10 protein-coding genes are annotated in these 13,069 nt (G+C 63.9%); 4 read left to right on the plus strand and 6 right to left on the minus strand.

Translation table 11 applies throughout. From position 1 onward, the window contains the following. Nucleotides 1-105 precede the first annotated feature (105 nt). On the plus strand, nucleotides 106-1,893 hold the full coding sequence (locus tag R6G97_RS01445) for a monovalent cation:proton antiporter-2 (CPA2) family protein (RefSeq protein WP_090344245.1): 1,788 nt from the start codon (nucleotides 106-108) through the stop codon (nucleotides 1,891-1,893). Nucleotides 1,894-2,045: 152 nt separating this feature from the next. Continuing rightward, nucleotides 2,046-2,957 carry a LysR substrate-binding domain-containing protein gene (locus tag R6G97_RS01450; protein WP_043213439.1) on the plus strand — a complete coding sequence of 304 codons (912 nt, stop codon included), beginning with the start codon at nucleotides 2,046-2,048 and terminating at the stop codon, nucleotides 2,955-2,957. Nucleotides 2,958-3,052: 95 nt separating this feature from the next. Here R6G97_RS01450 and R6G97_RS01455 read toward each other — a convergent pair whose 3' ends face one another. The 4 genes from R6G97_RS01455 to ycaC form a co-directional block, all read right to left on the minus strand. Continuing rightward, nucleotides 3,053-4,894: an amidohydrolase gene (locus tag R6G97_RS01455; protein WP_317848183.1), complete on the minus strand. Its 1,842-nt coding sequence runs from the start codon at nucleotides 4,892-4,894 to the stop codon at nucleotides 3,053-3,055. Between the two features lie 291 nt (nucleotides 4,895-5,185). Further along, complete coding sequence (locus R6G97_RS01460; protein WP_043213444.1) at nucleotides 5,186-6,004, minus strand: alpha/beta fold hydrolase; 819 nt, start codon at nucleotides 6,002-6,004, stop codon at nucleotides 5,186-5,188. A gap of 39 nt (nucleotides 6,005-6,043) precedes the next feature. Next, on the minus strand, nucleotides 6,044-6,595 hold the full coding sequence (locus tag R6G97_RS01465) for an antibiotic biosynthesis monooxygenase (protein WP_090344239.1): 552 nt from the start codon (nucleotides 6,593-6,595) through the stop codon (nucleotides 6,044-6,046). A 59-nt stretch (nucleotides 6,596-6,654) separates the two neighbouring features. Then, complete coding sequence (gene ycaC, locus R6G97_RS01470) at nucleotides 6,655-7,284, minus strand: isochorismate family cysteine hydrolase YcaC (protein WP_043213448.1); 630 nt, start codon at nucleotides 7,282-7,284, stop codon at nucleotides 6,655-6,657. A 237-nt stretch (nucleotides 7,285-7,521) separates the two neighbouring features. On the opposite strand from ycaC, the gene R6G97_RS01475 reads away from it, so the two are divergent. Then, nucleotides 7,522-8,949: a mechanosensitive ion channel family protein gene (locus R6G97_RS01475; RefSeq protein WP_253131342.1), complete on the plus strand. Its 1,428-nt coding sequence runs from the start codon at nucleotides 7,522-7,524 to the stop codon at nucleotides 8,947-8,949. Between the two features lie 91 nt (nucleotides 8,950-9,040). Here R6G97_RS01475 and amaA read toward each other — a convergent pair whose 3' ends face one another. Together amaA and amaB are read right to left on the minus strand one after the other, a co-directional pair. After that, complete coding sequence (gene amaA / locus R6G97_RS01480; RefSeq protein ID WP_043213452.1) at nucleotides 9,041-10,327, minus strand: L-pipecolate oxidase; 1,287 nt, start codon at nucleotides 10,325-10,327, stop codon at nucleotides 9,041-9,043. Nucleotides 10,328-10,484: 157 nt separating this feature from the next. Next, nucleotides 10,485-11,975, minus strand: a complete 1,491-nt coding sequence (gene amaB, locus R6G97_RS01485) for an L-piperidine-6-carboxylate dehydrogenase (RefSeq protein ID WP_043213031.1) — start codon at nucleotides 11,973-11,975, stop codon at nucleotides 10,485-10,487. 136 nt (nucleotides 11,976-12,111) lie between these two features. Between amaB and R6G97_RS01490 the strand changes: the two genes are divergently transcribed. Next, nucleotides 12,112-13,002, plus strand: a complete 891-nt coding sequence (locus R6G97_RS01490; RefSeq protein WP_043213029.1) for a LysR family transcriptional regulator — start codon at nucleotides 12,112-12,114, stop codon at nucleotides 13,000-13,002. Nucleotides 13,003-13,069 lie beyond the last annotated feature (67 nt).

Genomic DNA, 13,069 nt, shown 5'->3' on the forward strand with positions numbered 1-13,069 from the left:
GATGCTTCCCGAAGCGACGGGATTGTCCTGTTTGCTGCTCAAGACGAAAATGCCCGCCTCTGCTATCCATTGCCTAACCCTCTCGTCGCTCAAGGAGTCCGAGCCATGCCCCACGAAGCCAGCCTGCTGCAAACGGCGGTGATTTTCCTGCTTGCCGCCGTCGTTGCCGTACCCCTGGCCAAGCGCCTGCAACTGGGGGCGGTGATCGGCTATCTGCTCGCTGGTGTGGCCATCGGGCCCCAGGCACTGGGACTGATTCGCGACACCGAGAGCGTCGCGCACATCTCCGAGCTGGGCGTGGTCCTGCTGCTGTTCATCATTGGCCTGGAGCTCTCGCCACGGCGGCTGTGGCTGATGCGCAAGGCGGTGTTCGGCGTGGGTCTGGCCCAGGTGCTGATGACCGGTGCGGTCATTGGCGCCATCGCCCTGTTCGGCTTCGGCCAGCCGCTGCCCAGCGCCATGGTGCTGGGCTTGGGCCTGGCCTTGTCGTCCACCGCATTCGGCTTGCAGAGCCTGGCCGAAAGCAAACAGCTCAATGCCCCTCACGGTCGCCTGGCCTTCGCCATCCTGCTGTTCCAGGACATCGCCGCCATCCCCTTGATCGCCCTGGTGCCACTGCTGGCCGCCAGCGGCCCGGACACCAGCCATGGCGACAGCCTGCAGCATGGTCTGCAGGTATTCGCCAGCATCGCCATCGTCATCGTCGGCGGCCGCTACCTGCTGCGCCCGGTATTCCGCACCGTGGCCCGTACCGGCCTGCCGGAGGTGTCCACCGCGACTGCGTTGCTGGTGGTGATCGGCACCGCCTGGCTCATGGAGCAGGCCGGCATTTCCATGGCCTTGGGCGCCTTCCTCGCCGGTCTGCTGCTGGCGGACTCGGAGTACCGTCACGAGCTGGAGTCACAGATCGAGCCGTTCAAAGGTCTGTTGCTGGGGTTGTTCTTCATCAGTGTGGGCATGGGCGCCAACCTCGGGTTGCTGCTGGAGATGCCGCTGGTACTGCTCGGCCTGACCCTGCTGCTGGTGGCAGTGAAACTGCCGTTGCTGATGCTGGTCGGGCGCCTGGCCGGCGGCTTGAACACCGCCAGCGCCCTGCGCCTTGGCGTGGTGCTGGCGGCAGGTGGCGAATTCGCCTTCGTAGTGTTCAAGCTGGGCAAGGACCAGGGCCTGTTCGATGCCCGTACCCACGACATGCTGCTGATGACCATCACTCTGTCGATGGCCATCACCCCGCTGTTGCTGCTGGCCTGCGCACGCCTGCTCAAGCGCCCGCAACCGGCTCGCGAGGTGCCGGAGCACTACAAGAGCATCCAGGCCGACACGCCACGGGTGGTGATCGTCGGCATGGGCCGCATGGGCCAGATCGTCTCGCGCATCCTGCGGGCGCAGAAAATCCCCTTCATTGCCCTGGACACCTCGGTGGACACCATCGAGATGACTCGCACCTTCGAACAGGCTCCGGTGTTCTACGGCGACCCGCAGCGCCCGGAGGTCTTGCATGCGGCCAAGGTTGGCGAGGCCGAGTACGTCATCATCACCACGGATGATCCGGAAGTGACCACCCGCACCGCCGAGCGGGTCAAGCGCCTGTATCCGCACCTGAAGGTGATCGCCCGGGCGCGCAACCGCCAGCATGTGCACAAGCTGATGGACGTGGGCGCCGAGCCGATCCGTGAGACGTTCTATTCCAGCCTTGAGATGAGCCGCCGCACCCTGCTCGGACTGGGCTTGTCGGGCGAGCAGGCCGCAGACCGCATACAACGCTTCACCGAACACGACGAACAAGTGCTCGAAGCCCAAGGCCGCGTGCGCGACGACCGGGCCAAGGTGATGCAGACCGCCCAGGAAGCGCGCAAGGAGCTGGAGCGGCTGTTCGAGTCGGATGCACCGTAGGCCATAGCCTCAGCGCACCGCTATGCCTGCGAAGATGGACTGATCCTGCATGGGCCGCACAGCGGCCCCTACTCATTCATGGGCCTTCGCCGCTCAAAACAGACTCGCTACGGTAGACTGCGAAATCCCTCGCCTGCGTTTCGAGAATGCCCATGGAAGACCTCAACTCCCTCTACTACTTCACCCAGGTAGTCGAGCACGGCGGTTTCGCGCCGGCCGGCCGAGCCCTGGACATGCCCAAATCCAAGCTCAGCCGGCGCATCGCCGAACTGGAAGAGCGCCTGGGCGTGCGTCTGCTGCATCGCACCAGCCGGCACTGCTCGCTGACGGAAGTCGGCCAAGCCTATTACCAGCGCTGCCTGGCCATGCGGGTGGAGGCCGAGGGGGCCGCCGAAATCATCGAGCGCAACCGCAGCGAGCCCCGCGGCCTGGTACGCATCAGTTGCCCCACGACCTTGCTCAATGCCTGGGTGGGGCCGATGCTGACGCGCTACATGGCCAAGTACCCGCAGGTGGAGTTGTTCATCGAGAGCACCAACCGCCGGGTCGACCTGCTTCACGAAGGCTTCGACATCGCACTGCGGGTGCGCTTCCCGCCGCTGGAGAATACCGACATGGTGATGAAGGTGCTGAGCAATAGTACTCAGTGCCTGGTGGGGCAGCCGTCGTTTCTCGAACAACTGCCGGAAAACTTCGAGCCGCAGATGCTGGGCCAACTGCCCAGCCTGCATTGGGGCAGTTCGCAGCGTGAGTACCAGTGGGAATTGTTCCAGGACGAAAGCATGGCGCAGAAGCTGGTGATCGCACATAAGCCCAAGGTAGTCACCGACGACCTGTTCGCCTTGCGTCACTTTGTGGTGGCAGGTGTGGGAATCGCGCATTTGCCACGAGTAGCGGTGCGCGAAGACCTGGCGGCAGGCAGGTTGGTGGAAATGCTGCCGGGTTGGCACCCGCGCTGCGGGATCGTCCATGCGATCTTCCCGTCCCGGCGGGGGTTGCTACCGTCAGTGCGGGCGTTGATCGATCATCTGGCCGAGGAGTTCGCGGTCAGCGATATGGCGTGAGTTGGCGGGTGACGCTTTGCAGCCCTGGCACGCGGTCGCCAGCCCCCACAAGAGCCTGTTGAATGCTGTGGGGGCCGGCGCCAGCCTGGTGGCTTTCAGAAGGCGAAGCAGGAACAGCCCAACGCTCCCCAGAAGCCCTGGAAGTCATTCACCGGCACGGTCGAATGACGCGCTTTCTCATGGCTGTGCGCATGTACGCCGCACGGCCCGACACATTGATGTGCCACCGCCGCCAAGGACGGTGTACCCACCCGCCAATGCCCCGGAACCTTGGTCACCGGCGACCACTCCGGCAGCACCGGCACCTGGGGCGGTCCGAGCTTGTCGAACTCCGCTGCGCCATAGACCACCTTGCCATCGACAATGGTCAGCACCGACTCGATGCCCTTGATCGCCTCTTCATCGACACTGAAGAAGTCAAGTGACAGTGCCGCCAGGTCCGCCAACTGCCCCACCTTGATCTGACCTTTCTTGCCCTGCTCGCTGGAGAACCAGGCGCTGCCCTGGGTGAACAGTTGCAGCGCAGTCTCGCGGCTCAGTCCCTGCGGATACAACGCCATGCCACCCACGGTCTTGCCGCTGACCAACCAGTACAGCGAGGTCCACGGGTTGTAGCTGGACACCCGTGTCGCGTCGGTACCGGCGCCCACCGGCACGCCCATGTCGAGCATGCGCTTGATCGGTGGCGTCTGCTCGGCAGCCTTGGCGCCGTAGCGGTCGACGAAGTATTCCCCCTGGAAGGCCATGCGGTCCTGGATGGCGATGCCACCGCCCAGCGCACGCACTCGCTCGATGTTCTGCGGGGTGATGGTCTCAGCATGGTCGAAGAACCATGGCAAGCCATTGAACGGGATATCGCGATTGACCTTCTCGAACACGTCGAGCATGCGCGAGATCGATTCGTTGTAGGTGGCGTGCAGGCGGAACGGCCAGCGCTGCTCAACCAGATGGCGCACCACCGGCTCCAGTTCCTGCTCCATGGTCTGCGGTAGATCCGGGCGCGGCTCGAGGAAGTCCTCGAAGTCGGCGGCGGAGAACACCAGCATCTCGCCGGCGCCGTTATGGCGGAAGAAGTCGTTGCCGCCATGCAGCTTGACGCTGGAGGTCCAGTTCTTGAAATCGGCCAGCTCCTCCTTAGGCTTCTGGGTGAACAGGTTGTAGGCAATCCGCACGGTCAACTGGTTGTTGTCGGCCAGTTCCTGGATCACCTGGTAGTCGTCCGGGTAGTTCTGGTAGCCACCACCGGCATCGATAGCGCTGGTCAGGCCCAGGCGGTTGAGCTCACGCATGAACTGGCGCGTGGAGTTGACCTGATACTCCAGCGGCAGCTTCGGCCCCTTGGCCAAGGTGGCGTAGAGGATCATCGCGTTGGGACGCGCAATGAGCATGCCGGTCGGGTTGCCGAACTTGTCACGCTGGATCTCGCCGCCTGGTGGGTTGGGCGTCTCCTTGGTGTAGCCCACGGCGTTGAGGGCGGCACGGTTGAGCAGCGCGCGGTCGTAAAGGTGCAGCAGGAACACCGGCGTGTCCGGCGCGGCCTGGTTGATTTCTTCCAGCGTCGGCATGCGCTTTTCGGCGAACTGGAATTCGTTCCAGCCACCGACCACTCGCACCCATTGGGGCGTGGGGGTGCGTGCGGCCTGGTCCTTGAGCATGCGCAGGGCATCGGCAACCGATGGCACGCCTTCCCAGCGCAGTTCCAGGTTGTAGTTCAGGCCACCGCGGATCAGGTGCAGGTGCGAGTCGTTCAGACCGGGGATCACCGTGCGTTGCTTGAGGTGGATGATCTGCGTGGTGTTGCCTTTGTGGGCCATGGCCTCGGCGTCGCTGCCCACGGCAATGAAGCGGCCGTCCTTGATGGCGACGGCGGTCGCGGTGGGCTTCTCGCGGTCAACAGTATGCAGTTTGCCGTTGAACAGAATCAGGTCGGCGGACATGGAACCTCCTTGGCTTGTTGCGTAAGCGGAACCGGCTTGGCCGGCGAAAGGCAATGCGGACCAGAGCGCGCCGGCGGCACCGAGGACAGTACTGGTGGCGAGGAACTGGCGACGGGTCTTGTCGTTGCGATCCTTGGACATGGTCTTCTCCGTCTAGGCGGCAGCGGCCGGAGCCGCTGCGGGGCATGCCGATAAGTGCAGTGCGGTGGGTTGTGAAAGGGTAGCCCTGTTCACCATTTGTGCTGCCTGGCGAGCTTGATTCGCGGGCTCACCCGTGAAAGCCTGCCACGATCACTTCTGAAGAAACGCCAGCAGATCTTCGTTCAGCTGCTGGGCATGGGTCACTGCAAACCCATGCGGTGCCCCGGCATACACCTTCAGCTCAGCCCCGCGGATCAACGCCGCCGCCTGCTTGCCGGTGGTCTCGAACGGCACGATCTGGTCGTCGTCGCCATGGATGACCAACGTCGGTACATCGATCTTCGCCATGTCCGGACGGAAGTCGGTCTCGGAGAAGGCTGTCACGCAGTCCAGGGTGCCCTTGATCGAGGCCATCAGGGCGATGTTCAAGGTCTGGGTCTGCACCCCTTGGGAGACCTGCTGCCCATGGTTCAGGCCATAGAACGGTGTGGCGAAATCGGCGATGAACTGCGCACGGTCGGCACGCAGACCGGCACGGATGCTTTCGAACACCGACAGGTCGACCCCCTCGGGGTTGTCGTCACGCTTGCCGAACACCGGGGTCACCGCCCCCAGCAACACCAGCCCGGCCACCCGCTCGCTGCCGTGACGGGCGATGTAACGGCTGACATCACCGCCCCCCATCGAGAAGCCGACCAGGGTCACGTCACGCAGATCGAGGTGTTCGATCAACTGGGCGATGTCATCGGCGAAGGTGTCGTAGTCGTAGCCATCCCAGGGCTGGCTCGAACGCCCGAAACCACGGCGGTCGAAGGCGATGGCGCGGTAGCCGCGGCTGGCCAGGAACTCCATCTGCGAATCCCACATGTCGGCGTCCAGTGGCCAGCCGTGGCTGAACAGCACAGGCTTGCCGCTGCCCCAGTCCTTGTAATAGATCGAAGTGCCATCGCGGGTAACGAGGGTGGTCATATCGGTATCTCCTTGAAAGTGTCGAGCTAAAGGCGTGGTTCAGCCGCGCAGCCAGTCGGCGCAGCGACGGGTTACCCACGGCATGATGTAGAACACCACGGGCAGGATGACGAACAGGTTGACGATCAAGTTGCCGGTGATCGCGCCGCCCAACTGCGGAAAGCGCGCGAAAAGCGGCGACAGCAGTTGCGGGATGACCAAGGTCATGGGGCAAATCACCAGGTAAGTCAGCAGCGCCTGCTTCCAGCGCGGCGGTTGGGATGCACCGGTGGTGGGCGGGGTGAACCAGAACTCCGGATCGTCATGGACCTGGGTCTGGTCGCCCTCCTCCAGCAGCGGCAGCACCTCGTTGATCAGCGCCTGGCGCTCGGGAGAGTCGACCCAGGCCTGCAGCTGGTCGGCCTCGGCGAAGCGCACCACGGTGGTGAACTGACGGCCATCGTCGTCAGGACGGATCACATTCACATCCAGATGACCCGGCTGCTGGCGGGCCACGCTGACGGTGTGCCGCAACCAGGCTTCATAACGCGCCAGCGCATCGGTGCGCACTTTGTGCTGGATGACCAGCGTCACCACGGTACGGTTGTTCATCGGCCTTCCCCTGGACAAGATGAGGCCAGACGCCGGGATCCGGCGCCTGGTGAAGTGGGTTACTTGCCAGCAGTCAGCGTGCTGTAGCTGGTCATCAGGTTGCGGTAGTCCGGGATGTGGTTGGAGAACAGGGTACCCAGGCCCTCGATGTCGTTGCGCCAGTCGCGGTGCAGCTCACAGGCCACGCCGAACCAGGTCATCAGTTGCGCACCGGCCGCTTCCATCCGGCGCCAGGCGGCGTCGCGGGTCATCTCGTTGAAGGTCCCGGAGGCATCGGTGACCACGAACACTTCGAACTCTTCTTCCAAGGCCGACAGCGCCGGGAAGGCCACGCACACTTCGGTCACCACACCCGCGATGATCAGTTGCTTCTTGCCGGTGGCCTTCACCGCCTTGACGAAGTCTTCGTTGTCCCAAGCGTTGATCTGGCCTGGACGCGCGATGTAGGGGGCGTCCGGGAACTGCGCCTTGAGCTCCGGTACCAGCGGGCCGTTGGGGCCTTGCTCGAAGCTGGTGGTGAGGATGGTCGGCAGGTTGAAGTACTTGGCCAGGTCCGCCAGGGCCAGCACGTTGTTCTTGAAGCGGTCAGGCTCGATGTCCCGTACCAGCGAGAGCAGGCCTGCCTGGTGGTCGACCAGCAGTACGGCAGCGTTGTTCTTGTCCAGGCGGTTGTAGGTGAATTTGCTCATGGTCTGTGTTCCTTCAGTGAGTGAGTTGGGGTGTTGCCTTGACTGCATGGGCACAGATTAAAAACATCACCTTTGAAGCACTAGATAGCGAAAACTGGCTCTAGCGTTCTATTTTCGGAACGATGATCGAAGCGACACCCTTTGCGAGCCTTTTGCCGCTGTGCGGCCCCGGCTCCATTGCCTGCCCGCCCAACCTGCTCTTTACTACCCACAGCCTTTCTCTGTCGCGAGACTTCCATGCTGGCGTTCATTCAGTCCTCCCCGCTGTTGCTCGGCGCCGCCCTGCTGCTGCTCGACCTGGTGTTATGGCAATTGATCCCGGTCCAGCGCCGGGCCTGCCGTATCGGCGCTCGGCTGGTTATTTTCCTGTTGTTCAGCTGGGTCCTGTTGGCGGCGGGCATGAGCCCGTTGCAACCGGCGCCCTGGGTGGACGACGTGCCCCGCAACCTGATGGCCACCGCGCTGGAGATCGCCTGGTGGCTGTTCTTTGCCCGTACCGTGACAGTGGTGTTCGGCCTGGTGCTGATCGCCCGGGGCGGTCATGGCGGGCGGTTATTGCAAGACGTGCTCGGGGCACTGATCTTCGTGGCAGCGGTGATCGCGGCAGCGGCCTACGTGATGCAACTGCCGGTCAAGGGGCTGCTGGCAACCTCAGGCGTCATGGCCATCGTCATCGGCCTTGCATTGCAGAGCACCTTGGCGGACGTGTTCTCAGGCATCGTGCTCAACACTACGCGGCCTTATCAGATTGGTGATGCGATCTCCATCGACGGTACCGAGGGCAAGGTGCTGGACATCGACTGGCGCGCCACGCGCCTGCTCACCGGCAATGGCAGCCTGGCGGTGGTGCCCAACTCGGTGGTGGCCAAGGCCAAGCTGCTCAATTTCAGCCGTCCGGCGGACGTGCATGGGGTGTCGATCAGCGTGGTGGTGCCGGCCAAGGTGCGCCCCAAGCGGGTATTCGATGCGCTGGAAAAAGCCCTGCAGGGCACCAGCGCGCTACTCACGACACCGCCGCCCAAGGTGACCGTGAAAGCCTCAACGCTAGAGTCGGTGGAGTACGAGGCCAGCGGGTTCGTGGCGACCATGGAGCGCAAGGTCGAGGTGCGCAACCAACTGTTCGACCTGGCCCATCGTCATCTGGAGGCCAACGGGGTGATGTGGAACGTGGACCTCGCCCTGCCCCCACGCAGTCGCCAGCGCGAGCTGCTGGATGACGTGCGGGTGTTCCGCTCCTTGACCAGCGATGAACGCGACGCCTTGAGCCAGCGCATGACCGCGGTGGAATACCTGGCGGACCAGGTGATCCTGGGCGTGGGGGAACACTCCGACTATGTGCTGGTGATCGGCAGCGGCGTGGTGTCGGCGTCGATTCGCGATGGCGAACGCCTGATCGAAGCCGGGCGCATGGGGCCTGGCGAGGTGCTGGGAATCGAAGGCCTGATCGACGAGGAGGAGTCGCTGGCCGAATTTCGGACCCTGACAGGCTGCCTGCTCTATCGCATCGACAAGGAGCAGGTGCGCAACTGCCTGGCCCAGCGGGGCGAGGTACAGACCGCTCTGACCAAACTGCAGCGTTTCCGTCGTCAGAACCGGGAGTCCTTGCTGATGCAGAAACCGCCCGTGGTGAAGAAAGGCGGCTTCCTCAGCTGGCTGCACAAGTGATGCGCCCAGGCGCCTTTCGCGGGTAGACCTAGTCCTACAAGGCCAGCGCTGCCCTGTGGAAGCGGGTTTGCCCGCGCACAAGCCGACGCGGTCAGAGCACCACCCGCAGGCATTGCCCCGCGTGATACAGCGAGAAGCCCGACTCATAGAAGGCCGTGCGCAGCGAAGGCGCGCTGACCGGCTTCATTGGCGAGAACGGGATCGGCAGGCTGTTCGGGTCATCCTTGAGCAGGAACTCGGCGAACGCACGGCCAATCACCGTCCCGGTCGTGTTGCCCCGGCCGTTGTAGCCAGTCACCGCCACCAGCCCAGGGGCCGGCTCGAACAGGCGCATCAAGTGATCCGGCGTGAAGTCGATGCAACCGGTCCAGTGCATCTCCCACTCGACCTTGCCCAGCTCCGGGTAGTAATGGCTCTGGATGCGGTCTGCCCAGCTGCGCACGAACCAAGCCGGCTTGTTGTCCACTCGGCCGAGGCTGCCGAGCAGCAGACGGCCTTGGTCGTCGCGGCGAATGCTGCTGAGCACGGTGCGGGTGTCCCAGGAGCCCTGGCCATGAGGCAGGACCTTGTCGGCCGCGGCGCCCTGCAGCGGCTTGGAAGCCACCTGGTAGTAGTAGCCACGGAAGAAGTGCTTCTGCAGGTTGCTCCACTCGCCTTCGGTGTAGGCACCGGTGGAGATCACCACCTTGTCGGCGCGCACCGAGCCGCGAGCGGTGTTCACTCGCCAGCCATCGCCGTCGCGCTCAAGGCCTTCGACCGAAGATTGCTGGAATACCCGTCCGCCCAGGCGTGCCACGGCGGCAGCCAAGCCCTGGGTGTAGGCCATTGGGTTGATGGTGCCGGCGCGGCGGTCGAGCAGCGCGGCGGAAATCTTGTCGGTGCCGCAGTATTCCTGGCAGCGGGCCCCGGTCAGCAGCTCGACATCCGCGCCGCGACGACTCCACTGGGCGTGACGCGCCTCGAGGTCGGCAATGCCAGTGGCGTTGTGTGCCATGTGCAGGGTGCCTTTGTGCTGGGCCTGGCAGTCGATGCCGAGGCGCTCGATCATCGCGAACACTTCGGCAGGCGCTGCGCCGAGCACTTTGTTCAGGCGGCTGCCCTGCTCCAGGCCGAGGGTCGCCTCGACATCGTCGGGACGGATCCAAGTGCCGGCATTGACCAGACCGACGTTGCGTCCAGAGCCACCATGGCCGATCTTCCAGGCCTCCAGCAGGATCACCGACTTACCCTGTTCGAGCAGGTGGATCGCTGCGGACAGCCCGGTGATGCCGCCGCCGATCACACAGACATCGGCCTTGTGCTCACCCGCCAGCGCCTGGGCGGCGACGGTCGGCTTGGTGACGAACTCCCACAGACATTCTTGACGCAATTCGGACATGGCCCGGCTCCAGCAGTGTTGTTCTTGTTGGGGCCGCTGCGCGGCCCTTTCGCGGCTGGACCCGCTCCCACAACTACATCACAGGTCAAAAACCCTGTTGTACCTGTGGGAGCGGGTCCACCCGCGAACCGGGGGCAAGGCCCCCGGCCTGCGATCATCAGTCGAACACGATCCCCTGCGCCAGCGGCAGCTCGCGCGAGTAGTTCACGGTGTTGGTCTGACGACGCATGTAGCCTTTCCAGGCATCGGAACCGGACTCACGACCACCGCCGGTTTCCTTCTCGCCACCGAACGCGCCGCCGATTTCCGCGCCGCTGGTGCCGATGTTGACGTTGGCGATACCGCAGTCGCTGCCCGAGGCGCTCTGGAAGCGCTCGGCCTCACGCAGGTCGGTGGTGAAGATGCACGACGACAAGCCTTGCGGTACTTCGTTATTCAGGCGCAGGGCCTCTTCGAAGTCGTCATAGGCCAGCACATAGAGGATCGGGGCGAAGGTCTCGTGGCGCACCACCTCGCTCTGGCCCGGCATCTCGACGATGGCCGGCGAAACGTAGTAGGCGTTGGGGTATTCGCTGGCCAGCTGGCGCTCGCCGCCGAAGACCTGGCCACCTTCGTCGCGGGCCTTGGCCAGCGCGCCTTGCATGGCGTCGAAGGATGGCTTGTCGATCAGCGGGCCGACCAGGTTGTCCTTGCGTGGGTCACCGATGCGCACCTTGCCGTAGGCGGCTTTGACGCGGGCAACCACTTCGTCCTTGATGGAGCGGTGCACGATCAGGCGACGCAGGGTGGTGCAGCGCTGGCCCGCAGTACCGACCGCGGCGAACAGGATGCCGCGCACGGCCAGGTCGAGATCGGCGCTCGGGGCCAGGATCATGGCGTTGTTGCCACCCAGCTCGAGGATGCTGCGGCCAAATCGGGCGGCTACACGTGGGCCCACTTCGCGGCCCATGCGGGTGCTGCCGGTGGCGCTGACCAGCGGTACGCGTGGATCATCCACCAGGGCTTCGCCGGCTTCGCGACCACCGATCACCAGCTGGCTCAGGCCTTCTGGTGCATCGCCAAAGGCTTTCAGGGCCTTTTCGAACAGTGCCTGGCAGGCCAGGGCGGTCAGCGGGGTCTTCTCGGACGGTTTCCACACCACGGCGTTGCCGCAGACCAGCGCCAGCGCGGTGTTCCAGGCCCAGACCGCTACGGGGAAGTTGAAGGCGCTGATGACGCCGACCACGCCCAGCGGGTGCCAGGTCTCGCGCATGTGGTGGCCTGGACGCTCGGAAGCGATAGTCAGGCCGTACAGCTGACGCGACAAGCCAACGGCGAAGTCGCAGATATCGATCATTTCCTGCACTTCACCCAGGCCTTCCTGGGTGATCTTGCCGGCCTCGATGGACACCAGTTCGCCCAGCTCGGCCTTGTGTGCACGCAGCACTTCACCGAACAGACGCACCAGCTCGCCACGGCGCGGGGCCGGCACGCTGCGCCAGGCTTCGAAAGCTTTGTGGGCCTGGTCGATGCGGGCAGTGGTCTCGGCTTTGCCGAGCAGTTTCACCGAGGCGATCTGGCTACCGTCGATCGGGGTGTGAACAGGGTAGTCACCCTGGGTGTAAGCCTCGGCGGCAACGCCAAGGCGCTCGAGCAATCCAGCGACCATGTGCTTCTCCTACAGGGGGTGAAGGGTTGAAAACCTGATGTGGATCAGTATTAATCCGATGACACTAGCGCAACAAACGACCTTTATTCCGCATATCATTCCGTCAGGTAATGATCCTCCTGCCGTAGAGACCGCTATGTCCAAACGCCTGGTACCCTCGATGACCGCCTTGCAGTGCTTCGAGGCTGCTGCTCGCCACTTGAGCTTCACCCGCGCGGCCGAAGAGCTGCACCTGACCCAGAGCGCGGTCAGCAAGCAGGTCGCGCAGCTCGAAGAGATGCTCCGGCATCATCTGTTCCTGCGTATCCGCCGACGTTTGCAACTCACACCAGCCGGCTCGCTGTACCTGGCCGAAGTCAACAAGATTCTCACCCAGGTGGACATGTCCAGCCGCTACGTCCTGACCTATGGCGAGCAGACCGAAGTATTGAAGGTAGCCACCCAACCAAGCTTTGGCGTGCGCTGGTTGATTCCGCACCTCAAGGGTTTCGGCAAGCGCTACCCGAACATTCATTTGGACATCCGCAACGAAATGGAGCCTTTCGCCCTGCTTCAGGGCTCGGCGGATGCAGTTTTTTTCTATGGCCAGGGCACCTGGCCAGGCGCCACCTGCGTGGAGCTGTTCGGCGAAGAGGTGGTGCCGGTGTGCGCGCCGGAGCTGTTGCAAGGCCGTGAGCTCAAGGACGCCAGTGCGGTGGCGCAGCTTGTGTTGTTGCAAAGCACCTCGCGCCCGGAGGCCTGGCACGAGTGGTTCCTGGAGCAAGGGCTGCATACCGACAACAGCTACCACGGGCCACGCTTCGACACCTTCTATATGGCGCTGAGCGCGGCACAAGCCGGTTGCGGCGTGGCGCTGGTGCCCCGCTACCTGGTGGCCAAGGAACTGGCCGAGGGCAGCCTGGTGATGGCCTGGAACCATGCGATGAAGAGCAACGGCGCGCATTACCTGGCGTTCGCCGAACATGCCGCGGAGGTGCCGAAGGTGCGGGCGTTGGTGGAGTGGATCAAAGACCAGCTGCAAGGCTGATAGGTGGGACCAGAAGGTCGATCCAAAAAGGAATGACACCTGCACTTTTTTTCGCTTGTGGGGAAAG

Source organism: Pseudomonas sp. HTZ2, from assembly GCF_033173945.1.
GTDB lineage: Bacteria > Pseudomonadota > Gammaproteobacteria > Pseudomonadales > Pseudomonadaceae > Aquipseudomonas > Aquipseudomonas guariconensis.

Coding starts and splice junctions, on each gene's coding strand:
- R6G97_RS01445 (WP_090344245.1), top strand. CDS start 106: ATGCCCCACGAAGCCAGCCTGCTGCAAACGGCGGTGATTTTCCTGCTT.
- R6G97_RS01450 (WP_043213439.1), top strand. CDS start 2,046: ATGGAAGACCTCAACTCCCTCTACTACTTCACCCAGGTAGTCGAGCAC.
- R6G97_RS01455 (WP_317848183.1), bottom strand. CDS start 4,894: ATGTCCGCCGACCTGATTCTGTTCAACGGCAAACTGCATACTGTTGAC.
- R6G97_RS01460 (WP_043213444.1), bottom strand. CDS start 6,004: ATGACCACCCTCGTTACCCGCGATGGCACTTCGATCTATTACAAGGAC.
- R6G97_RS01465 (WP_090344239.1), bottom strand. CDS start 6,595: ATGAACAACCGTACCGTGGTGACGCTGGTCATCCAGCACAAAGTGCGC.
- ycaC (WP_043213448.1), bottom strand. CDS start 7,284: ATGAGCAAATTCACCTACAACCGCCTGGACAAGAACAACGCTGCCGTA.
- R6G97_RS01475 (WP_253131342.1), top strand. CDS start 7,522: ATGCTGGCGTTCATTCAGTCCTCCCCGCTGTTGCTCGGCGCCGCCCTG.
- amaA (WP_043213452.1), bottom strand. CDS start 10,327: ATGTCCGAATTGCGTCAAGAATGTCTGTGGGAGTTCGTCACCAAGCCG.
- amaB (WP_043213031.1), bottom strand. CDS start 11,975: ATGGTCGCTGGATTGCTCGAGCGCCTTGGCGTTGCCGCCGAGGCTTAC.
- R6G97_RS01490 (WP_043213029.1), top strand. CDS start 12,112: ATGTCCAAACGCCTGGTACCCTCGATGACCGCCTTGCAGTGCTTCGAG.